The sequence below is a fragment of the Streptomyces sp. LBL genome (assembly GCF_029893585.1).
In the GTDB taxonomy this organism is placed as follows: domain Bacteria; phylum Actinomycetota; class Actinomycetes; order Streptomycetales; family Streptomycetaceae; genus Streptomyces.
Genome location: NZ_JARXYX010000025.1, coordinates 77824 through 99786, shown reverse-complemented (window position 1 = coordinate 99786; position 21963 = coordinate 77824). Strand labels below are relative to the sequence as shown.

General features: G+C 71.3%; 23 protein-coding genes. 14 read left to right on the top strand and 9 right to left on the bottom strand.

The window, feature by feature from the left end:
- The first annotated feature begins 30 nt into the window (after positions 1-30).
- The 3 genes from M2271_RS27900 to M2271_RS27890 are packed head-to-tail and all read left to right on the top strand — an operon-like array spanning position 31 to position 2149.
- Positions 31-1017 (top strand): aldo/keto reductase, encoded by a 987-nt coding sequence (locus M2271_RS27900; RefSeq protein ID WP_280890136.1) that lies wholly within the window; start codon positions 31-33, stop codon positions 1015-1017.
- Complete coding sequence (locus M2271_RS27895) at positions 1014-1328, top strand: L-rhamnose mutarotase (protein ID WP_280890105.1); 315 nt, start codon at positions 1014-1016, stop codon at positions 1326-1328. Before M2271_RS27900 ends, M2271_RS27895 begins: the two co-directional genes overlap by 4 nt.
- Entirely contained in the window at positions 1325-2149 is an 825-nt protein-coding gene (locus tag M2271_RS27890; RefSeq protein ID WP_280890104.1) for an amidohydrolase family protein, read from the top strand. Before M2271_RS27895 ends, M2271_RS27890 begins: the two co-directional genes overlap by 4 nt.
- On the opposite strand, the gene M2271_RS27885 is transcribed toward M2271_RS27890, so the two are convergent.
- Positions 2137-3564 (bottom strand): lipase maturation factor family protein, encoded by a 1428-nt coding sequence (locus M2271_RS27885; protein ID WP_280890103.1) that lies wholly within the window; start codon positions 3562-3564, stop codon positions 2137-2139. The genes M2271_RS27890 and M2271_RS27885 overlap by 13 nt on opposite strands.
- A gap of 212 nt (positions 3565-3776) precedes the next feature.
- Here M2271_RS27885 and M2271_RS27880 point away from each other — a divergent pair, with 212 nt between their 5' ends.
- Entirely contained in the window at positions 3777-5849 is a 2073-nt protein-coding gene (locus tag M2271_RS27880; protein ID WP_280890102.1) for a SpoIIE family protein phosphatase, read from the top strand.
- Positions 5850-6115: 266 nt separating this feature from the next.
- The gene (locus tag M2271_RS27875) at positions 6116-6979 is read left to right on the top strand and encodes a DNA-formamidopyrimidine glycosylase family protein (protein ID WP_280890101.1); all 864 of its coding nucleotides are present in this window, start codon (positions 6116-6118) and stop codon (positions 6977-6979) included.
- 20 nt (positions 6980-6999) lie between these two features.
- On the opposite strand, the gene M2271_RS27870 is transcribed toward M2271_RS27875, so the two are convergent.
- The 3 genes from M2271_RS27870 to M2271_RS27860 all read right to left on the bottom strand — a co-directional run bounded on the left by M2271_RS27870 (position 7000) and on the right by M2271_RS27860 (position 9007).
- The gene (locus M2271_RS27870) at positions 7000-7659 is read right to left on the bottom strand and encodes a zf-HC2 domain-containing protein (RefSeq protein ID WP_280890100.1); all 660 of its coding nucleotides are present in this window, start codon (positions 7657-7659) and stop codon (positions 7000-7002) included.
- Positions 7660-7811: 152 nt separating this feature from the next.
- Positions 7812-8324 carry a hypothetical protein gene (locus tag M2271_RS27865; RefSeq protein ID WP_280890099.1) on the bottom strand — a complete coding sequence of 171 codons (513 nt, stop codon included), beginning with the start codon at positions 8322-8324 and terminating at the stop codon, positions 7812-7814.
- A 137-nt stretch (positions 8325-8461) separates the two neighbouring features.
- A complete protein-coding gene (locus M2271_RS27860; RefSeq protein WP_280890098.1) occupies positions 8462-9007 on the bottom strand; it encodes a sigma-70 family RNA polymerase sigma factor in 546 nt (181 codons plus the stop codon).
- Between the two features lie 211 nt (positions 9008-9218).
- Between M2271_RS27860 and M2271_RS27855 the strand changes: the two genes are divergently transcribed.
- Positions 9219-10415 (top strand): CapA family protein, encoded by a 1197-nt coding sequence (locus M2271_RS27855; protein WP_280890097.1) that lies wholly within the window; start codon positions 9219-9221, stop codon positions 10413-10415.
- Between the two features lie 82 nt (positions 10416-10497).
- Here M2271_RS27855 and M2271_RS27850 read toward each other — a convergent pair whose 3' ends face one another.
- Positions 10498-10959, bottom strand: coding sequence for a universal stress protein (locus M2271_RS27850; RefSeq protein ID WP_280890096.1), 462 nt, complete (start codon positions 10957-10959; stop codon positions 10498-10500).
- Between the two features lie 99 nt (positions 10960-11058).
- Between M2271_RS27850 and M2271_RS27845 the strand changes: the two genes are divergently transcribed.
- The 3 genes from M2271_RS27845 (at position 11059) to M2271_RS27835 (ending at position 12551) form a co-directional block, all read left to right on the top strand.
- Positions 11059-11475: a hypothetical protein gene (locus M2271_RS27845; RefSeq protein WP_280890095.1), complete on the top strand. Its 417-nt coding sequence runs from the start codon at positions 11059-11061 to the stop codon at positions 11473-11475.
- Positions 11472-11600: a hypothetical protein gene (locus tag M2271_RS27840; RefSeq protein WP_280890094.1), complete on the top strand. Its 129-nt coding sequence runs from the start codon at positions 11472-11474 to the stop codon at positions 11598-11600. Before M2271_RS27845 ends, M2271_RS27840 begins: the two co-directional genes overlap by 4 nt.
- 90 nt (positions 11601-11690) lie before the next feature.
- On the top strand, positions 11691-12551 hold the full coding sequence (locus M2271_RS27835; RefSeq protein ID WP_280890093.1) for a polysaccharide deacetylase family protein: 861 nt from the start codon (positions 11691-11693) through the stop codon (positions 12549-12551).
- Between the two features lie 34 nt (positions 12552-12585).
- Here M2271_RS27835 and M2271_RS27830 read toward each other — a convergent pair whose 3' ends face one another.
- Entirely contained in the window at positions 12586-13257 is a 672-nt protein-coding gene (locus tag M2271_RS27830; RefSeq protein WP_280890092.1) for a class F sortase, read from the bottom strand.
- A 332-nt stretch (positions 13258-13589) separates the two neighbouring features.
- On the opposite strand from M2271_RS27830, the gene M2271_RS27825 reads away from it, so the two are divergent.
- Entirely contained in the window at positions 13590-14087 is a 498-nt protein-coding gene (locus M2271_RS27825; protein ID WP_280890091.1) for a hypothetical protein, read from the top strand.
- Between the two features lie 125 nt (positions 14088-14212).
- Here the strand turns inward: M2271_RS27825 and M2271_RS27820 are convergent, their stop codons facing one another.
- Positions 14213-14977 carry a DUF4239 domain-containing protein gene (locus M2271_RS27820; protein WP_280890090.1) on the bottom strand — a complete coding sequence of 255 codons (765 nt, stop codon included), beginning with the start codon at positions 14975-14977 and terminating at the stop codon, positions 14213-14215.
- A gap of 22 nt (positions 14978-14999) precedes the next feature.
- Positions 15000-15128, bottom strand: a complete 129-nt coding sequence (locus M2271_RS27815; protein ID WP_280890089.1) for a hypothetical protein — start codon at positions 15126-15128, stop codon at positions 15000-15002.
- A gap of 798 nt (positions 15129-15926) precedes the next feature.
- On the opposite strand from M2271_RS27815, the gene M2271_RS27810 reads away from it, so the two are divergent.
- The 3 genes from M2271_RS27810 to M2271_RS27800 all read left to right on the top strand — a co-directional run bounded on the left by M2271_RS27810 (position 15927) and on the right by M2271_RS27800 (position 20170).
- Positions 15927-16907, top strand: coding sequence for an SCO0930 family lipoprotein (locus M2271_RS27810; protein ID WP_280890088.1), 981 nt, complete (start codon positions 15927-15929; stop codon positions 16905-16907).
- 318 nt (positions 16908-17225) lie between these two features.
- Positions 17226-18038: an SAM-dependent methyltransferase gene (locus tag M2271_RS27805; RefSeq protein ID WP_280890087.1), complete on the top strand. Its 813-nt coding sequence runs from the start codon at positions 17226-17228 to the stop codon at positions 18036-18038.
- Complete coding sequence (locus tag M2271_RS27800; protein ID WP_280890086.1) at positions 18035-20170, top strand: EAL domain-containing protein; 2136 nt, start codon at positions 18035-18037, stop codon at positions 20168-20170. The genes M2271_RS27805 and M2271_RS27800 overlap by 4 nt, the downstream gene beginning before the upstream one ends.
- Positions 20171-20287: 117 nt before the next feature.
- On the opposite strand, the gene M2271_RS27795 is transcribed toward M2271_RS27800, so the two are convergent.
- Entirely contained in the window at positions 20288-21172 is an 885-nt protein-coding gene (locus tag M2271_RS27795) for a LysR family transcriptional regulator (RefSeq protein WP_280890085.1), read from the bottom strand.
- An 82-nt stretch (positions 21173-21254) separates the two neighbouring features.
- On the opposite strand from M2271_RS27795, the gene M2271_RS27790 reads away from it, so the two are divergent.
- Positions 21255-21962: a succinate dehydrogenase gene (locus M2271_RS27790; RefSeq protein WP_280890083.1), complete on the top strand. Its 708-nt coding sequence runs from the start codon at positions 21255-21257 to the stop codon at positions 21960-21962.
- The last annotated feature ends 1 nt before the right edge of the window (position 21963 follow it).

Genomic DNA, 21963 nt, shown 5'->3' with positions numbered 1-21963 from the left:
ACGCCGGAGCCGGTGAGCACGCCGGGGCCGGTGAGCGCGCTGGGCCGCAGCGGCGTCCAGGTCGGCGCCCTGGCCTTCGGCGCGGCCGCGATCGGCAACCTCTTCAGCGAGGTCAGCGACGAACAGGCGCACGAGGCCGTGACCGCCGCCTGGCGGCGGGGCGTCCGTTACTTCGACACCGCCCCGCACTACGGCCTCGGCCTGTCCGAACGCCGCCTGGGAGCGGCCCTGCGGGAGTACCCCCGCGCCGAGTACACGGTCTCGACGAAGGTGGGCCGCCGCCTGGAGCCGACGCGGGACGGGGGTGACGACCTGGCGAACGGCTTCGCGGTCCCCGCCACCCACCGCCGCGTCTGGGACTTCAGCGCCGACGGCGTACGACGCAGCCTGGAGGCAAGCCTCGAACGCCTCGGCCTCGACCGGGTCGACGTCGTCTATCTCCACGATCCCGACGACCACGCCGACCAGGCCTTCCATGAGGGCTATCCCGCGCTGGAGGAGCTCCGCTCACAGGGCGTGGTCGGCGCGATCGGCGCGGGCATGAACCAGGCCGGGATGCTCACCCGCTTCGTCCGCGACACGGACGTCGACGTGGTGCTGTGCGCCGGCCGCTACACGCTGCTCGACCAGGACGCGCTCACCGCACTGCTCCCGGCGGCCGAGGAGCGCGGGACGTCCGTCGTCGTCGGCGGCGCCTTCAACTCCGGTCTCCTGGCGGATCCCAGGCCCGGAGCGACGTACAACTACGCCCAGGCGCCGGACGCGTTGCTGGAGCGCGCCCTGCGTCTGAAGTCCGTCGCCGACCGGCACGGCACCACGCTGCGCGCCGCAGCGCTGGCCTTCTGCGCCGCTCCTGAGGCGGTCGCGAGCGTTCTCGTCGGCGTCCGTTCGGCGGCCGAGGTCCACGACTGCGCAGACCAGTTCGCGGCCCCCGTCCCCACCGCCTTCTGGCAGGAGCTGCGCGACACCGGCCTGCTTCCCGCCGACGCCCCAGTCCCCACCGAGGAACCGTCATGAGAGTCGCCCTGCACACCACGGTCCGCGCCGACCGGGTCGCCGAGTACGAGGCCGCCCACCGCGAAGTCCCGGTCGAGCTCACCGACGCGATCCGCGCCGCCGGGGCCACCTCCTGGACGATCTGGCGCAGCGGAACCGACCTCTTCCACCTCCTGGAGTGCGAGGACTACGGCCGTCTCCTCGCCGAGCTGGAGAAGCTCCCCGTCAACGTGGCCTGGCAGGCCCGCATGGCCGAGCTGCTGGACGTGGCGCACGACTACTCCAGCGAGGGATCGGACGCCGGCCTGCCCGTCGTATGGGAGCTGCCGTGACCGTGGACGCGCACCACCACGTGTGGGACCTGTCCGTACGGGACCAGGACTGGATCGCCGAGGGCAGCCCGATCCGGCGCGACTTCACGGTGGCGGACCTCGCACCCGAGGCCCGCGCGGCCGGAGTCGACCGCACCGTCCTGGTCCAGACGATCACCGTGCCCGAGGAGACCCCGGAGTTCCTCGCCCTCGCGGCCCGGCACGACCTGATCGCGGGCGTCGTCGGCTGGACCGACCTCACCCGCCCCGACGTCGCCGACGAACTGGCCCGCCTGCGGGAACTCCCCGGCGGCCAGTACCTCAAGGGCATCCGCCACCAGGTCCAGGGCGAGCCGGAACCGGAGTGGCTGCTGCGCCCGGACGTACGGCGCGGCCTCGCCGCCGTGGCCGACGCGGGGCTGGTCCACGACCTGGTCGTGCTGCCCCACCAGCTCCCGGCGTGCGCCAGGGCGGCGGCGGACCACGCGGGCCTCATCTTCGTCCTGGACCACCTGGGCAAACCACCCATCGCCTCCGGCGAGCGAGAACCGTGGGCCACGGCCGTCCGTACCCTCGCCGCCCTCCCCAACACCGTCTGCAAGCTCTCCGGCATGGTCACCGAGGCGGACCCCGGCTCCTGGACCGTCGACGACCTGCGCCCGTACGCCGAGGTGGTGCTGGACGCCTTCGGCCCGGACCGGCTGATGTTCGGCTCGGACTGGCCCGTGTGCACGCTCGCGGCGACGTACGGTGAAGTACTGGACGCGGCACGCCAGTTGACTGACCCCGGCGACCGCACCCGGATCTTCGAGACCACCGCGGCCCGCGTCTACGACCTCTGAGCCACCCCCGTCAGCCGCGTCGGCGGGAGGTACTCGCGCACATACGTCCGCTCCCAGCACGCCCCCGTCTCCCGCAGCTCGCGCCAGGTCGTGTAGCGGTAGCGGAAGAGGCGGGCGCGGACGAAGCGGGGCGGGGCGTCTGCGGGGAAGGGGGAGCGGCGCAGCAGTTTCAGGGTGTCGCGGTCGTTCTCCAGCAGCCGCTCCACCAGGGCGCCGAACCAGGTCCCGGCGTACGCGGGCGACAGCGCGGCGAACCACATCATCCAGTCGAGCCGCAGATGGTACGGGGCGAACTGGCGCGGCCAGCGCCGGGGATCGCTGGGCTTGCCCTTGAACTCGTACTCCCGCCAGTCGGAGTCCTCGCGCGGAGCGTCGTCGGCCGTGCCCTCGACGACCACCTCGTAGCGGATCCGGCTGACGCTGCCGAACGCCCCGTAGCTGTTGACCAGATGGAGGGGATCGAAGGAGCGGTTCATGATCTGGCGGCGGGAGATCATGTTGCGGACCGGCTGACAACTCAGGCCGACGAGCAGGACGCCGACCGCGAGAACCACCACCTCGTACCAGAGGGGCGCCGGACCAGGACCCGGCGACGGCGGATCGCTCGGGAACCTGACCGCCGACAGGGCCAGCACGATGGTGATCCAGTTCAGCCAGGAGAAGTTGCCCGACAGCACCAGCCACAACTGGGTCAGCAGCATCAGCGAGGCCGCCGCCGTGGCGATCGGCTGCGGGGTGAACAACAGGACAGGCACGGCGAGCTGGGTGACGTGGTTGGCGGCCACCTCCACCCGGTGTACGGGTCTGGGCAGGTGGTGGAAGAACCAGCTCAGCGGGCCCGGCATCGGCTGCGTCTCGTGGTGATGGTCGAGACAGGTGAGCTTGCGCCAGCACTCGTCGCCACGCATCTTGATCAGTCCGGCGCCGAACTCGACCCGGAACAGGATCCAGCGCAGCAGGAACAGCACCAGGACCGGCGGCGCCACCTCGTCGTTGCCGAGCAGGACGGCGAGGAACCCGACCTCCAGGAGCAGGGACTCCCAGCCGAAGGCGTACCAGGTCTGGCCGACGTTCACGATCGACAGGTACAGCATCCACGGCAGGAACCACAGCAGCATCGCGGCCCACAGGGGAAGCCGGGAGTCGAGGCCCGCGAGCAGCGCCGCCGACACCGCGCAGCCCGCCCACGCGCAGGCCGCGAAGAAGCGGTCCGAGTAGTGCAGGTGGAAGAGGCTCGGGGCCCGCCGGAACGGCACCTGCTCGACGAACCGGGGCACCGGCAGCATGCCGCGCTCGCCCATCAGCGCCCGGAACTGCAGGGCCGCCGTCAGGAACGCCACGAGATACACGCCCGCCAGAGCCCGCTGGAAGACCAGCCGGCTCGTCCAGTACTCGGGTGCGGTGAACCAGTCCACGGCCGCGCGCTCCTGTCTCCGTTCTCGCGCCGAACACGTTTGCGCCGACACCTGCGTGACTCTCCGCGTACCTCCCTTCCGCTTACGTAACCCGAAGGAGTGAAGTGGACCACGAGCCGGGAGGGCCGGGACAGCCGGGACAGCCGGGATACAGGCCCACAAACCCTGTCAGTCCGGTCGAAGATTGCGAAAATCCCTGGCATGGTGGCCCCATGGTTGATCGGGGAGCGAGCGCCCTGTCACTCCCGGACGACTGGCCCGCCCACCCGGATCCGATCCTGGCGCTCAACCGTATGGGCAGCTTCGACTGGGACCTGGACACCGGTCTGGTCCATATGGACGCCCAGGCCCAAGAGGTCTTCGACCTGCACCCCGACGAGTACGACGGCAACCCCGCGTCCCTGGCGAGCCGGTTCCCGCGCGCGGAGGGCCACCGGCTCGACGCCCTGGTCGCGCAGGCCATCAAGGACGGCAGCGAGAACTACGGCACCTACTTCCGGCTGCGCCGCCGCGACGGCTCCCTGCGCTGGACCCACACCCAGGGCTATATCCGGCGCGACGAGACGGGCCGCCCGCGCCGCATCATCGGCATCATCCGCGACGCCACCCAGGAACTCGACGAACTCAACATGCGCCAGGAGCGGGCCGCCCAGGACGCAGCCCGGCGCCGCCAGACCAACGTCGTGCAGCTCACCACGGCCGCCCTCGCCCACGCCCGCACGGTCGACGACGTCATCGACGTCCTCAAGGACACCCACGGCCTCACTCACCTCGGTGCCGCCGGCCTGGTCATGGGGCTGGTGGAGGCCGGCCGGATCCGTCTGATCGCCGAGGGCCCGGCGGGCTTCGCGCCCGGCGCACGCGTCAGCCGGATCGACGAGCCGTACCCGATGTGCGAGGTCGTCCGCACCCTCAGCCCCCGCTTCATCGAGTCGCCGGAGGAGTTCGCCGAGCGCTACCCGCTGCTGTGGCCGCACATCACCGGCCTGGACATCACCGCGGCCGCCTATCTGCCGCTCATCGCCGAGGCCCGTCCGATCGGCGCGGTGGGCCTGCTCTACAGCGACCGGCGCGGCTTCTCGCCCGAGGACCGCAACGTCCTGATCGCCCTCGGCAGCAGCATCGCGCAGAGCCTCATGCGGGCCATGCTCTACGAGCAGGACAAGGACCTCGCCACCGGTCTCCAACAGGCCATGCTGCCGCGCACCATCCCCAGCGTCCCCGGCGCCGACGTAGCCGTCCGCTACCGCTCCGCCTCCCTCGGCCGGGACATCGGCGGCGACTGGTACGACCTGATCCCGCTGCCGGGCGGCCGCGTCGGGGCCGTCATCGGCGACGTCCAGGGCCACGACACCCACGCCGCCGCCGTCATGGGCCAGCTGCGGATCGTCCTCAGGGCCTACGCCGCCGAGGGACACACCCCGGCCACCGTGATGGCCCGCGCCTCCGTCTTCCTCCACGAACTCGACACCGACCGCTTCGCGACCTGCCTGTACGCCGAGGCCGACCTGTCCACCGGAGTGGTCCAGGTGGTCCGGGCCGGCCATATCGACCCGCTGATCCGGCAGCCCGACGGCGACTGCCGACGGGTGTCCGTCGAAGGCGGCCTGCCGCTCGGCCTGTCCGCCGAGTTCGGGCGCCTCGAATATCCCGTCACCACCATCGAACTCGACCTCGGCCACACCCTGCTGCTGTGCACCGACGGCCTGATCGAACGGCCCGGCGCCGACCTCGACGACGGCATGCGCACCCTCATGGCCATGATCACCACCGGCCCCGACGACGTGTGCGCCCTCGCCGACCGGCTCATCGACGTGGCGGAGGACCGGGGCGGCGACGACGACGTGGCCCTGCTTCTGCTGCGCCGGCGGGGCATGGACACCCCGCAGCCCGGCGGCCGCCTCCAGCAGCACGTGGCACCCGGCGACCCCGAGGCCCTCACCGAGGCCCGGCACATGATCCGCGCCGCGGTCGACGCGTGGGGTGCCGGTGACCTCGCCGACGAGGTCGAGCTGGTCGCCGACGAGCTGATCACCAACGCCCTGATCCACACCGAGGGCTCCGCGATCGTCACCCTCAGGGCCCTCACCGGCAGCGACCACCGGGTACGCGTCGAGGTCGAGGACTCCTCCAGCGCCCTGCCCCGCCGCCGCGAGGCGGGCGAGTCGGGAGTCTCCGGGCGGGGCCTGCTCCTCGTCGACCTGCTCGCCGACGTGTGGGGCGTGGAGGCGCGCGGCGTCGGCAAGTGCGTGTGGAGCGAGTTCGTCGTACCGGAGCGGAGCTGAGAGAGCTCGTGACACCGCCGACGCGCCGGCTCTGAGGCCGCACAACGTCCAGCTGAAGGCACGCCAGTTCTCCGATCAGCCGGACCGGACCGAGCCTCGCCCGGTGGCGGCAACAGAGCGACGGGGGTCTACCGACGTGATACGAACCGTTCGGCAAGTCGAGCCCCGACATGCGGGTTGCCTGGTGAACCGTCCGCAGGTCGCCCGTGAGCAAGCGGGGTTGCGTCTGAGGTGAGCACTCCGGCCTCCGGTGGCACTCTGGACGTATGCCGGAACTCCCCGAGGTCGAAGCGCTCAAGGACTTCCTCACCGAGCACCTGGTCGGCCATGAGATCGTCCGGGTGCTGCCCGTCGCGATCAGCGTCCTGAAGACGTACGACCCTCCCCTCACCGCAGTGGAGGGCCACGAGGTCACCGCCGTGCACCGGCACGGCAAGTTTCTCGACCTCGTCACCGACGGCGGCCCGCACCTCGTCACCCACCTCGCCCGTGCGGGCTGGCTGCACTGGAAGGACACGCTCCCCGACGGCGCGCCCCGCCCCGGCAAGGGCCCCCTCGCCCTGCGCGTCGCCCTGGAGACCGGTGCCGGCTTCGACCTGACCGAGGCGGGCACCCAGAAACGCCTCGCGGTGTATGTCGTCCTGGACCCGAGGGAGGTCCCGGGCATCGCCCGCCTCGGTCCGGACCCGCTCGCCGACGACTTCGACGAGGCCCGCCTCACCGCCCTGCTGAAGGGGGAGCGGCGCCAGCTCAAGGGCGCGCTGCGCGACCAGAGCCTGATCGCCGGAGTCGGCAACGCGTACAGCGACGAGATCCTGCACGCGGCGAAGATGTCCCCCTTCAAACCGACCTCCTCGCTCACCTCGGAGGAGACCACGAGGCTCTACGAGGCCCTGCGCACCACTCTCACCGAGGCGATCGAGCGTTCCCGCGGGGTGGCGGCCGGCCGCCTGAAGTCCGAGAAGAAGAGCGGTCTGCGCGTCCACGGCCGCACTGGCGAGCCCTGCCCGGTGTGCGGCGACACCATCCGCGAGGTCTCCTTCAGCGACTCCTCGCTCCAGTACTGCCCGACCTGCCAGACCGGCGGCACATTCCTTGCCGACCGCAGGTTGTCCCGGCTGCTGAAGTAGCCCTGGACCAGTTGGGGAGGTCAGGGGGACTTGAGCGTCACCAGGCGCTCCCCGGCGCTGGTGCGCACCTCGTAGTGGTCGATCTGGTCGGAGTGCAGGGTCGAGCCGCCGTGCATGGTGTTCGGCCGGGCATCGTGCCGGGACACGTTCCAGGTGGTGACGGTCTCCTCGCTGCCGTCCACGCCGACGGCGATCAGACGGCAGGTGCGGGGGCCGGCGCCGTCCTTGACCGTGATCTCGACATCACTGCCCCAGGCCTCGTCCTCGGTGGTGATCTGCGCCCACACACCCGACCGCTCGTCGGTCGCGGTCACCCGTACGTCCTTGGGCGCCTGGTCGGCGCCCTGGGCCAGCACCGCGATGCCGGGCCCGGCCACCGCGAACACCACCGCCGCGGCCACCACGAACAGCAGCCGCCGACGCCGTGCCCGGTGCCGTGCCGCGACCTCGCCGAGCAGGCCCTCCAGCATCCGGGGGCCCGGCTGCGCCATGGGATGCACGGCCCGCGGCGTGGCTCGCCGGTACAGCAACATCTGACGGGTCACGGGCCCGAACTCGGTCACCTGTGCAGCGCAGCGGGGGCACTCCATGAGGTGGTCCTCGAAGCGGAAGGCCTCCGCCTCGTCCAGCACGCCGAGCGCGTAAGCGCCGACGTCGCCATGCTTCTCCAGGGACCTCATGCCGAATCCTCGTGCCTTTGGGTGCGGGTGGGGGGTTGCTCCTTGCCCCCATCGGTACGCACCAACCAGCCGTATCACTCAAGGCACATACGGAATCGTAACCAAGGGATTCGGAGCGGCCCGAGCCGAGGATTGGTCCAAGTCGAACGAATCTAAAAAAGATGGATGGCGAGATGCCCCAGAGGCAACCCGAGCTGCCAGGCGGGCGTCCATACCTTGGGCCCGTCGTCCTCGCCGACCACCGGACCACCGCCCGGCACCGCGTTCAGATCGGGCGCGAGCAGCTCGGTCTCCTCCAGCCAGCGCCAGGCCGCCCGTGCCAGCTCCAGGTCGGGCCCCGGGGTGCAGGCCGGGGCCGCCTCGGCGGTGAACGCGGCCATCCGCTCGCACACCCAGTTCTGCCACGGCTGGTCGTACGCCGTCAGCGACAGCCAGTGCTCCAGCTGGGAGACGACCTGGATGCCGGACAGCTCACCGTCGGTGTCGGACAGGAAGATGGTCAGCGCCAGCGCGTCCCGTCCGGCGCGGAACTCGAACGACGTCGGGGGCATCAGATCGCCTGCCCGCAGCAGCTCATCGGCGATGTACTCGGCGTACATCCAGGCCATGGGGACGGTCAGTTCCCCACCGCCGCCGCCCGTGCTCTCGTGACCTCTGTGCAGCATCCCTTCCTGCCTTCCTCCGGTTGCGTGCGCGTCGCCCGTCACCGGGTCCTCAGCCCGGAACACGGATGAGGACAGCCGATTACTCAACCGGGGTCAGCGGCAAGGCGCTTTGCGGAGGTTTTACTCAGTGATCGGTTTCACCGCAGGTCGGCCGCGTATCCCGGAAGGACCCGGCGCAGGGCGCGCAGTGCGTAGTACGCGCGGGACTTCACGGTACCGGGCGGGATCCGGAGGATGTCCGCGGCCTCCGCCACACTCGCCCCCTGGAAGTACACCAGCACCAGGACTTCACGGTGCTCCGGAGTGAGTGTCTTCACAGCTTCCCGTACGTCGAGCGTGGCGGCCGCCCGCTCGGCGTGGTCCGCGCACACCCGCGCGTTCTCCAGGACCGCGTCGCCGACCTCCGCCGGCCGCGCCTGCCGGGCCCGCCGCGCGTCTATGGCGAGCCGCCTGCCCACGGTCAGCAGCCACGGCCGTACGGACTCGAAGTCGTCGGCGCGCAGCGCCTCGGGATGCTGCCAGGCGCGGACGAGGGTCTCCTGGACCAGGTCCTCGGCGCGCTGCCGGTCGCCGTCGCAGAGCCGGAGCAACAGCGCGAAGAGGGGCCGGCCGTGCTCGCGCTGCAGTGCGGCGAGCTCGTGCTCGGCGGTGGTCCCGTTCGTGAGAGTGGTTCCGGCCGTCATGGCCGTATGTCACAACAGGGGGACCGTTTCTGGACAGGGCGGGCGCACAGGTCTGCGGCGGACGGTCGATCGCGTCGGCGAACGGTTCGATGAACGGTCCCTTCCGCCGCCGGGACGCTCCGGACGGGCTAACGGCGAGGGCCGGATTGTTTGCGGGCGCGTGCAGCTTCGTACCTATTGGTGGGTAAATATGACCACAAGGGGTGAGCTGATGATTGCACGCAGTCGACAGGTGGCCCTGGCCCTCACGGCCGTTCTCGCCGCGGGCGCCGCCTGCCAGGCCCACAAGCACGAAACGCCGGGGCATCCCGCCCCGTCCGCGACCGGTTCCCGCAGCTTCACGCTCGTCGCCTCCGGCGACGTCCTTCCGCACAGCTCCATCATCGACCGGGCCCGCTACGACGGGGGCGGCACCGGCTACGACTTCCGCCCGATGCTCTCCGGCATCGAACCGGTCGTCTCCCGCGCCGACCTGGCGCTGTGTCACATGGAGACCGTCTACGGCGCGAACGGCGACTACACCGGCTACCCCCTCTTCAAGTCCCCGCCCGAAGTGGCCCGCGCCCTCGCCGCCACCGGCTACGACGGCTGCTCCACCGCCTCCAACCACAGCCTCGACGACGGCGCCGACGGCATCCGCCGCACCCTGGACGCCCTCGACCGAGCGGGCGTACAACACGCCGGCTCGGCCCGCACCGAGGGCGAGGCCCGCACGGTCACCGTGCTGCGCGCGGGCTCGGCGCGGGTCGCCCATCTCGCCTACACCTACGACACGAACGGCTTCCCGCTCCCGCCGGGGCAGCCCTGGGCCGTCAACCTGATGGACGAGAACCGGATCCTGGCGGACGCCCGGGCGGCCCGAAAGGCCGGCGCCGACGTCGTGGTCGTGTCGCTGCACTGGGGCACCGAATGGCAGGACACCCCCGACGAGCAGCAACTGGCCCTGGCGCGCGATCTCACCGGCGCCCGCACCGGCGCCCGCACCGGCGCCCGCACCGGCGCCCGCACCGGCGCCCGCACCGGCGACCGCCCCGCCATCGACCTGATCCTCGGCACCCACGCCCATGTCCCGCAGGCCTACGAGAAGGTCAACGGCACCTGGGTGATCTATGGAATGGGCGATCAGATCGCCGGCGAGATGTTCAACCACCAGGGCGTGCAGGATCCGCGCGGCAACGAGTCCACCCTCGGCCGATTCACGTTCGCCCCGCCCCTGCGGGCGGGGGAGCGCTGGCGGGTGACGAAGGCGGAGTTCGTGCCGCAGTGGTTCGACGTCGACGCGGGGCGGGTGGTGAACCTCAACGAGGCGCTCGCCGCGGGCGCCGACGTGCGCGCCGTGCGCGACCGCATCCGGGAGGTGGTACTGAGCCGGGACGCGGCGAAGGACGGGCTCACCATGGGGCGGTAGCGGGTCGGTTCCGTTCACGTCCACGTCGTCGAAGGGCTTCAGCGCGGGCCGGTCCGGGCGATGCCGTTCGCGTCGATCGCGGCTACGGCACCACCGTCACCGGCCACCGCCCCGCCTTCACCAGCCGTACCGCCACCGAGCCGACGATCCGGTGGCCGGCCTGCTCCGAGGCGCCCACGACCACCGCGTCCGCCTTGAGTTCGTCCGCCGCCTTCACCAGGCTGTTGTAGGGGTCGCCACGGAAGGTGTGGAACTCCCAGCGCACGTCGAATATCCCCCGGGTCCGCTCGGCCGCGTCCCGGATCTGCGACACGAGGTCCTCGGCGATCTCGTCGGTGGTCTCCGCGACCGGCGCTCCGAGGGCCGCGCCCCCGGCCAGCATCGGCTGTACGTACACGACGGCGAGCAGGGCGTGCTGGCGCCGGGCCAGGCCACCGGCGTAGGCCGCCGCGCGGAACGAGGAGTCGGATCCGTCCACGCCGACCATGATGACCTTGGGACCGTCCGTGCCCCGCTCGAACTGGTGCGCATGCTGTTCCGTCACGGCAGCGAGGCTATCGGAAACCGCAGGTCCGCCCTCCTCCGGGCGGCTCGAAGGGCGGGGCCGAGGTGTTGGGGGCCGAGGTGTTCCTGCAGTCGGAACGTGAGTACCACCGTGGAGGCCGCGCCGTGCGCGGGCCCGTCCCCAGGCTCTGGCGGCGGCTGTTCCTCTTCTTCCCTCTTCTTCTCCCACTGGTGTTCTTCTCCCACTGGTGGCAACCGCCGTTGCGCAAAACCCGGGGAAAGGGGGCACCCGAAGGGCGGGCACCGGCAGGCCACCACGGGAGGCCTGCCGCCGCTCTCGGCGCTCGGCCTCGACGGAGGGGACGAGGCCGGAGCCGGCCCACCGGGTGCGGACCTGCCCCAACAGGTCCGCACCCGGCACCGCACCCTGGACCGGCTGCGCGCCGACGGCACCGATCCCCACCCGGTGGGCGTCCCCGCCCGTACCCATGACCAACTCGCCCACATCCGCAGGGGGAAGGGGTCACTGTCGTGGGCCGGGTCATGCGGCATGTGACTTCGACGGCATCGTCTTCGGCACCCCGGCACCCCGGCGGCCTCGGCGTCGACCGACTGGTCATCTTCCTCAACGGCCTGACGATCGGTGAGACGCTGCCGTTCCCTCCGGTACGCCACCGCTGACCTTCCCGGACTGGGCCGAACGGGTGTTTTCGTGCATCCGCCCCAGTGTCGCTGTGGTGCGTCGGGCCCGCCATGGGCGACTCATGAGTCATGACGAAGGATCAGTTGCTCACCCGGCTGTCGTCGACGATGTTCACGCGGCGCGGGGCCCTGCTCGCGGGCGCCGCGGCCTGCGGTGCGGCCGGCACCGCAGGCCTGCTGTCGCTGGGCTCCGGCGGTGAACCGGTCCGGCCCGTGCTCCCCGCCGCCGGTTCCCCGGCGCGCGCCACGCTCAAGCCCTCCGCCAACCGCCTTCAGCCCCTGACCGGATACGGCCCGCCCCGGACCGAGCCCGGGCCGACCCTCGTGCGACGCGAACCGTTCCTGCGCATCTCCGGGCGCGGCAGCACCATGGTGCTGACCTTCGACGACGGGCCCGACCCCCGCTACACGCCGTACATCCTGGACACCCTCGCCGAGTACGACGTACGGGCGATGTTCTTCGTGTGCGGGGAGATGGCGGCTCGCCACCAGGACCTGCCGGCCCGGATGGCCGACGAGGGCCATGTCGTCGGTAACCACACCTGGTCCCACCCGCTGCTGACCGGCCTCAGCCGCCGCCGGATCCGCTGGGAGATGGAAAGCACCAGCGACGTCATCGAGGAGGCCTGCGGCGAACGCCCCCAGTGGTTCCGCGCGCCCTACGGGGCCTGGAACCGGGCCGCCTTCCAGATCGGCGCCGAACTCGGCATGGAACCGCTGGCCTGGACGGTCGACACCCTCGACTGGACCACCCCCGGCGCCCGCACCATCGCCGGCCGGGTGGAGCACGGCGCCGCCCCCGGTGTCGTGGTGCTCTCGCACGACGCCGGGGGCGACCGCACCCAGAGTGTCCGGGCGCTGCGCGACTATCTGCCGCACCTGCTGGACTGCGGCTACCACATGACCGTCCCGCGACGGCACCCCGCATGACCGTCGGCGCCGGGCCCGCCCGGTCGGGGAACGCTCAGCGGACCTCGACCAGGCGGGCGAAGGCGACGACGTTGCCGTCGTAACCGTTCTGCTGGGAGAAACCGCCTCCGCAGGTGATGACCCGGAGTTCGGGGGAGCCCTTGGAGGCGTAGACGCGGTCGCCGGGGAAGGTGTTCTTCGCGAAGACCTCGACTCCGTAGATCTCGAACACGGCCGTCTTACCGTCCTTGCGCGTGATCTCGACGCGGCTTCCCTTCTGCAGCGCCCCGAGTCCGTAGAACACGGCGGGACCCTGGTGGTTGTCGACGTGCCCGACGACGACGGCTGTGCCCTTCTCGCCCGGGGAAACCGCTCCGGTGAACCAGCCGGCCAGGTTCGGGTCCTCCGGCGGCGGTGCGGCGACCCAGCCGTCCGCGTCCAGGCCGATGGGCATGACCGGCGCGTCGACCCGGATCGACGGGATCCGCACCCGGTCGGGCAGGGCGTACGGCAGCGGGTCGGCTGCGCCGAGGAAGGTGCCGGGCGTGGCCCGGCTCTCGGCGGCGGCAGCCGAGGCCGGCTGCGGGGGGCCGACGTCGAATTCCCCCGAGCCGTTGCGCATGAGCGCGAGGCCGGTCAGCAGAACCAGCGCTATTACGCCCCAAGGAGCGCGCCTCCTCGGCCGTTCCTCCTCTTCGGCCCAGCCGGCCAGTCCGGACGCAAACATTCGACTTCCCCTCTCGACACGGCCGTCGCCACGTCATGCGCGCATACGAGAACGCTAAGTCGCGGGCGGGGAACCGGCGACGGGGCGGACGCGAACGGGTGGCCCGCGCCCCTTGTGGTGCGCCATCCGAGTTGCCGCGCACAGGAATTTTCTGACGGCCCGTGACCTGCGGTGATATCCGATTGCGCGTCGTTCCCTCGGCGTGTCCTCTCACCAGGACGGACCATTCCCGAAATGCGGGCCCGCGCAAGGCATCTGAGGGTTTTTGCGGGAGGCGTTCTCTCGCCGATCCACCGGGGACCGTTCCCGGGGCGCCTTCCGCGGAGGATCACATGCGTACTACTCGTGCCCTGGCGGCCGCCGGTGCCGCCGTCGCCGTTCTCGGGCTCGCCGCCCCCACAGCCGTCGCGCGGGACGGCATGAACGTTCGGCCGAGCAACATCGTCGCCCTGCCCAGCGTCATTGCCCGCGGCGGTCAGTTGACGGTCACGGTCGACGATTGCCCGGCGGGCGGCCACATGACCTCGGAGGCGTTCCCGAACACGACCCTGACGCCGGTCCCCGGGACCAACGGGACCTCGAGGGGCACCGCGACGGTCAACCGAGACGCGCGTACGGGTTCGCACAGCATCACCGTCAACTGCTCCGGCCAGACCCTGACCAACCCGGCCGCCTTCACCGTCATCGGCGGTGTCCAGGGCGGTGTGGGCGGCAGCAGCTCCACCGGGGCGACCCCGACCGACATGGCGATCGGCGGCGGTCTGGTGGCCGCGGCCCTTATCGGCGGCGGGGTGTTCTGGATGCGCCGCCGTACCGAGCGGCGGATCTGACCTCCGCCCTTGCCAAGACGCCGACGCCCTTCCGGGCGGAGGTGCGCACCGCACGTGCACCGCGCCGTCGCCCCCGGTCCCTTTCAGGGATCGGGGGCGACGGCGCGGATCAGTGGTGAGGGGCGTCAGCCCTTGATGCCCGGGAAGAGACTCAGGAACGGGTCCACCGACGCGGTGATGCCTCGGCTGTAGGGCGCGTCGAAGTCCCAGATCAGGAAGAGCAGGAACGCGATCAGCGCGGAGAACAGCCCGGCGAGGATCAGTTCCCGGGGCGTACGCCGGATCTGCAGCGCGAAGACCATTCCGATGGTGACGACGGCTCCGCCCAGCAGTCCGAACCACACCACGCCCGGCATGGTGGGCGAGGCCGAATCCGCCCGGCTGTTGCGTGCTTGGTCGGCGGCGGCCATCTGGTCGAGCAACGGCTGGTAGGCCTGGGCCTCGAAGTCCGTCTTCGGCTCGTAGTCGGTGACGTCCGCACGCACCCGGTCGAGGAGTTCGGTGCCCCGCTCGGTGACCTCGCCGTTGTCCGCCATGTGCTGCCACTCGGTGTGGACGACGTGTCCGACATAAGCGTTGACATCGCCCCGGATGCGATCGCGGGCGTCGGCCGGATAGACCCGGACCCGCTCCGAGATCTCGTGCAGCGCCTGGGCCTCCGCCTGCACATGGTCCTGGGCGCTGCTGCGGGCCTCCCAGACACCCGCGATGGCAAGGCCCAGGACGATGGCGTACACGACACCGATCCACATCGTCATGTACTCGATGACGTCCGGCGTCTCGTTGGGGTCCTCGTCCTCGGGCGCCCTGCGGTGCCGTACGAGGGTGATGATGACCACCACGACACAGGCGGCCAGCATCGCGAGGGTGAGAACAAGCCATTCCGGCAAGGGATGCCTCCAGGATCGGGTGCTAGCGCGGCCGCAGCGCGGCGACGGCGACCACCGCGGGCACGGTGATGAGCAGGACGTAGGTGACGGGTGACGTGGCACCGTGGGGCTGCCGTTTGCGGGTCAGCGCCTTGTACCGCGGATACGTCACCGGGGTGACCGAGGGCCGCGGGGTGACGGAGGGCCGCGGGATGGGCTTCGCCGACGGAGTCTTGGTGGGGGACGGGGGTGGAGGAGGAGCCGGCGCCGGAGCGGCGGGCGGCGGGGTCGGCCGCGGCCGCGGGGGCGCCGGGGCCGGTGCGGGCGGCGGCTCGGGTGCCGGGGTCGGTTTGGGCGGCGGCTTGGGCGCCGGGGTCGGTTTGGGCGGCGGCTTGGGTGCCGGGGTCGGTTTGGGCGGCGGGGTGGGATCCGGAGGGAACGTCGGCTTCGGCGGGGGCGGGGGCGGGGGCGGGGGCGGTGTGGGAGTTGGGGTGGGGGTCGGGGTGGGGCGCGGTGGCGGTGGGGGTGGCGGGCAGGGCGGGGGCGTCGGACAGGTGAGGCTGCCGGCGATCGCCACCACCTGGGTGCCGCCGGGCCCCGTCGAGACATACGCGCAGGCGTCGGCCTGGGCCACGCCGGCCGGCACGCCCACGAACATCCAGGTGAGCGTCAAGAGGGCAAACACCCGTATGGCGGGGGCGGATTGGGTCGGTCGGGGTCGTTGCACGACGGAGATCATGGGGCCTGGCGCGCCGCCACACGCCCGAGCGGGGACGGATTGCCCCGAAAGAGCGAACGCGGGCGCCAACGGTTTCGGGTGCGGTGCCACCGGTTTCGGGTCCGGTGTCACAGGTTCCGGAAAGAAATATCTGCGGCGGTTGAACACGACCGGGTCCCCCCTGCGTATTCATGGTCGTGCGGCGGCGCAGAAGGGCGCTGCAACACCCTAAGAATTTATAGGGAGTTGACGATGAAGACCTCCTGGCGGAGCGCCTCACTCGTGGCAAGCGCCGCGGCTGTGCTGGTGCTGACGACGGCGTGCGGCCAGGAAACCGCCCCGTCCACCGGCAGTCAGAACGTGGGCGCGACGGCCGCGGCGGGTGGCTACGGCAGTCCCGGTGCCGGCGTCAGCGCCGGAACCGACACCGGAGCCGGAACCGGCTCAGGCGTGGGCGCGCCTGCCGCTCAGAGCCCCGCGACCCAGACATCGGGCGCGGGCCAGCTGTCCGTGTCCACCAACGCGGAACTCGGCAGCGTCCTCACCGACGGAGCCGGCCTCACCCTCTACCGCTTCGACGCGGACACCGCCGAGCCACCCAAGTCGAACTGTGACGGCGACTGCGCCACGACCTGGCCGCCGGTACCGGCGGACGACGCCACGGCGAGCGCGGACATCGACAAGTCGAAGCTCGGCGAGGTGACCCGCACGGACGGCACCAAGCAGCTGACCATCGGCGGCTGGCCGGCCTACCGTTACGCGAAGGACACCAAGGCCGGGGACGTCGCCGGTCAGGGCGTGGGCGGCAAGTGGTTCGCGCTCGCTCCGGACGGCAAGAAGGCGAAGAAGGCCGACCTGGCTGCCGAGGCCGGACTTTCCACCCGTAACGATCCCAAGCTGGGCGAAGTCGTCGTGGACAAGAACGGCCACACGGTCTACCGGTTCCTGAAGGACACCGCCTGGCCCGACCCGATCTCCGCCTGCACCGGCGCCTGCCTGGAGAAGTGGCCGGCCGTGGCCCCCGTCGACATCAACGACACCAAGGGGATCCAGAAGAAGGGCTACATGAAGTTCACCCGGCCTGACGGCGTCGAGCAGCAGACCATCAACTGCTGGCCGATCTACACCTTCTCGGGTGACAAGGCTCCGGGCGAGACCAACGGCCAGGGCGTCGGCGGCACATGGTACGCCGCGGCACCCGACGGAAAGCCGATCGGAGCGCCCGCGAAGTAACGACGGCGCATCCGATCCACCGGTCCCGCCCCCTCCGCGCCGCACGGAGGGGGCGGACCGGTTTGCCGTCGTTCACCGCAACTCCCCGCGAGTCGCCTCCGGTTCCGAAACGCTCCGGAATGCCGCGGGTACTTTTCGTAGCGTTTTCCCGTGGCGCCGGCGGAGAGGCTTCGCGGGCGGTGTGCGGGGGAATCACTTGGGCACGTGCCGCAGGCAGTGACCGGGAACGGACGGTCAATTTCCGTTTCTGCTCGCTCCTTTGGCAGGCGATCAGTAGCCTCTGCTCGAACACCGGATCGCCTACGCCTGGAGAGATAGATGGAGCGTCCCGCCTGGGCCCCACGGAGCATCGACATCTCGGTGCCGAGCGTTTCGCGCATCTACGACCACTACCTGGGCGGATCGCACAACTTCGAGGTCGACCGGGAAGCGGCCCGCCGGGCCATGGAGTTCCTGCCGGGACTTCCGAGGATCGCGCAGGCGAACCGGGCGTTCATGCGCCGCGCGGTGCGCTTCGCCGTCGACGAGGGCATCACCCAGTTCCTCGACATCGGCTCCGGCATCCCGACCTTCGGCAACGTCCACGAGGTGGCCCAGTCGGCCCGTCCCGGCGCCCGCGTGGTGTACGTGGACCATGACCCGGTGGCGGTCGCGCACAGCGAGGCGGTGCTCGTCGGCAACGCGGACGCGGGCGTCGTCCCGGCCGATCTCCGCAAGCCCCGGGAGATACTCTCCAGTCCCGCGGTACAGGGCCTGATCGATCTGAACCGGCCGGTGGCCCTGCTTCTCGTTGCCATACTGCACTTCGTGGACGACGCGGACGACCCGTACTCAGCGCTGGCCGAGTTGCGCGACGCGCTCGCGCCCGGCAGCCTGCTGCTGCTCACGCACGCCTCGTACGAGGGAATCCCACTGCCGCCCCAGCGGGCCGAGGGTGCGGTGGACGTGTACAAGGACATTCGCCACCCGCTGATCATGCGTTCGCGCGACGAGATCGCGCGGTTCTTCGAGGGGTACGACATGGTGGAACCCGGACTGGTGCCGATGCCGAACTGGCGGCCGGACACCGCACCGGAGGACGAGGATCCCTATGCCTTCTCCGGTTTCGCCGGCGTGGGGCGTACGGCGTGAGCACGGAACCGCACGGGCCGGAGGACAGACTGCGGCGGTTCGCGACGATCTGGAGCCGGGCCGTGTTCCCGGTGACGTCGACGTCCGCGACCCGGCCCGAATTCGAGAAGCAACTGCTGCCGCTGGCACGGCGGTTGAGTGAGGCCCTGCGGGCCAGGATCTTCGACGCGGACGAGTCGAAGGCGGTGGGCGCCGCCCTGGTCGCCGCGCACTGCACCGACCCGGACGCGCTGGCCCGCACCCTGGACTGTGTCGACGCCTACCTGGTGCTGTACTGCGGCGAGGGCGGTGTCCAGGAGGATCTGCGAGCGCGGGCGGCACGGATCCAGCACGCCATGGCCGCCGGCTTCGCGCGGGCGCTGCGCGAGCGTACCCTCGCTGAGCAGGAGGCCATCGCCCAGGCGGCCCTGCGGGCGCAGGGTGTGGTGGCGCAGGCGCTGCACGCGAGCGAGGCCCGCTTCCGCGCGGTCTTCGAGGGTGCCGCCATAGGCATCGGCATCGCCGACCTCGAGGGCAACGTCCTCCAGGTCAACAGCGCCCTACTACGCATGTTCGGCCTCTCCGACCAGGCATTGCGCGGCCGCCGGGTCCGGGAGTGGACCCATCCCGACGACGCGCCCCAGACCTGGCGGCTCTACGAAGAACTCGTCAGTGGCGAGCGCGAGCACTACCACGTGGAGAAGGCGTTCTACCGCCCCGACGGAACGGTCCTGTGGACCAATCTGACGGTCTCCCTGCTGCGCGACGCCGACGGCAACCCGCAGTACCAGCTGGCCCTCATGGAGGACACCACCGAGCGTCGGCTGCTCAACCTCCGGCTGCGCTACGAGGCCACCCACGACGCGCTCACCGGCCTGCCCAACCGCACCTTCTTCTTCGAACGCCTGGAGAAGGCGCTGGCCGCCGGGGAGGACCAGCGGTTCGGGCTGTGCTACCTCGACCTGGACGGCTTCAAGACCATCAACGACAGCCTCGGCCACGCGGCCGGCGACCGGCTGCTCGTCGAGATCGCCGACCGGCTGCAGTCCTGCGCGACCGCGCCCGGCGAGATGGTCGCCCGGCTCGGCGGCGACGAGTTCGTCGCGCTGACCACCGGCCCCGAAACCCAGCGCGAGGTCGACGAACTCGCCGCGCGGATCATGAACGCGCTGCTCGCTCCCGTCAGCATCGACGGCCGGGAGCTGACCGTGCGCGGCAGCATCGGCGTCGTCGAGGGCCCGGCGGGCGAACGCAGCCCGGCGGAGGTACTGCGCAGCGCCGACATCACCATGTACCGGGCCAAGTCGGCGGGCGGCAACCGCTTCGAGCTCGCCGATCCGGAGGCCGACGCCCGCGCCATCACCCGGCACGGGCTGACCACGGCCCTGCCGGCGGCCCTGGACCGGAACGAGTTCTTCATCGAGTACCAGCCGCTGGTCCACCTCGGCGACGGCACCGTGCGCGGGGCCGAGGCCCTGGTGCGCTGGCTGCATCCGCAGCACGGCGTCCTCGGCCCGGACCGGTTCATCCCGCTCGCCGAGCACACCGGGTTGATCGTTCCGCTGGGCCGCTGGGTCCTGGAGCAGTCGGTGCGTCAGGCCCGTGCCTGGCAGGAGCGGTGCGACGGGGCCGGGCCGCTGCGCGTCAACGTCAACCTCTCGCCCTGCCAACTCACCCACCCCGGCCTGGTCCAGGACACCGTCGACATCCTGGAGCGCGCCGGCGTCGCACCCGAAGCGCTCTGCCTGGAGGTGACCGAGTCGGCGCTGATCGGCGCGGACGACGACCTGCTGAAGCCGCTGCGGCGCCTCGCCGAGATGGGCATCGACATCGCCCTGGACGACTTCGGCACGGGCTACTCGAACCTGGCCAACCTGCGCCGGCTGCCGGTGAGCGTCCTCAAGCTGGACCGTTCCTTCACCCAGAGCATGCAGCAGTTCCCGGCCGACCCCGTCGACCTCAAGATCGTCGAGGGGATCGTTTCCCTGGCCCACAGCCTGAACCTGGCGGTGACGGTGGAGGGCGTGGAGACCGGCGCACAGGCCGAGCAACTGCGGATACTGGGCTGCGACACCGCCCAGGGCTGGTACTACGCCCGCCCGGGTCCGCCGGAGCGGCTGCACGAGCTGGCGCTGGTGGACGCGACGGGCTGAGCCGGGCGCTCGTACCGGTCGCGGGTTGAGCCGGGCGCTCGTACTGGTCGCGGGTGGGGCCGGGCGCTCGTACCGGGGAAGTGCTCAAGCCGGTGGCTCTCCGCGGCTGAGCCGCGTTCATCGTTCCAGCAGCATCCGCTGCAGTTCCCGCGCGGCTCTCGGCGGGGCCACGTCGCTGCGGTGCGCGAGGGCGATCGTACGGTGCAGGCCGGGTCGGGTGAGCGGGGTCACCCGCAGCCCGCGCCCGGACCGGGCTGCCACCATCCGGGGTACGACGGCCATGCCCAGGCCCGCCCGTACGAAGCCCAGCACCGCGTCCATCTCCCCGCCCTCCACCGCGAAGTCCGGCTCGAAGCCCTCCGCGCGGCACGCGGCCACGGTCAGCTCCCGCAGGTCGTAGCCGTGCCGGAACATCACCAGGCGCTCGCCCTCCAGATCGGCGATCCGGACGGTGCGCCGGCCCCGGCCGGGCTTCGGGGAGTTCGGGCAGGAGACCACGACGAGGTCCTCGCGCAACAGCTCCACCGTGGTCAGCGCCGGGGCGGGCGTCGGCAGCGGGAGGACGACGAGGGCCAGGTCCAGGGCGCCGCGCGCGAGTTCCCGTACGAGGTCGTGCGAGCCGCCCTCCTCGATCAGCAGCCGGATGCCGGGATAGCGGTCGTGGAAGGCGCGCAGCACGTCCGGCAGCAGGCCCGTGCACAGGCTCGGCGTCGCGCCCAGCCGGACCCGGCCGCCGCGCAGCTGCACCAGTTCCTGCACCTCGTACCGGGCCGTGTCCGCGTCGGCGAGGATCCGCCGGGCCAGCGGCAGCAGCGCCTCGCCGGCGTCGGTGAGCGTGATGTTGCCGCGGGCGCGCAGGAACAGGTCCGCGCCCAGCTCCCGCTCCAGCGCCCTGATCTGCTGGGACAGGGACGGCTGGGCCACATGGACCAGCTCGGCGGCCCGGGTGAAGTGCCGGGTCTCGGCGACCGCTACGAAGTACTGGAGCTGTTGGAACTGCATACGCTCACGATAGTCCCAGGCTATGGAATCAAGCTGGACCATGTCTTGGACCGATCACCCGTACGCCCGTAGCGTCAGCGACATGGCTCTGGCAACCCGGACGGACCGACGGCCGTCCTTCGCACGCACCGTGTGGGACTCCACCGTCGGCAAGAAGACCGTGATGGCGGTCAGCGGCCTGATCATGCTGCTGTACCTGGTCGTCCACATGATCGGCAACCTGAAGATCTTCTTCGGGGCGGGCGAGTTCAACCACTACGCCCACTGGCTGCGCACCGTCGGCGAACCGTTCATGCACTACGAGTGGACGCTGTGGCTGGTCCGGATCGTGCTGGTCGCAGCCGTGATCGCCCACGCCACCTCCGCCTACCAGCTCAGCCGCCGCGACATCAGGGCGCGCCCGAGCACGTACGTCCACAAGAAGCCGCGGGCCACTTACGCGACGCGCACCATGCGCTGGGGCGGGATCATCCTCGGCCTGTTCATCGTCTGGCACGTGCTCGACCTGACGACCGGCACCGTGCACTCCGGCGGCTTCCAGGAGGGTCACCCGTACCAGAACGTCGTGGACACCTTCTCCACCTGGTACGGCAACGTCATCTACATCGTCGCGATGCTCGCCCTCGGCCTGCACATCCGGCACGGCTTCTGGAGCGCCGCCCAGACCCTCGGCGTCGGCAGCCGCGCCCGCGACCGCGCCCTGAAGACCGTCGCCGACGTCCTCGCGCTGTTGCTCACGGCCGGCTTCGTCGCCGTCCCCGTGGGCGTCCTGACCGGAGTGGTGAGCTGAC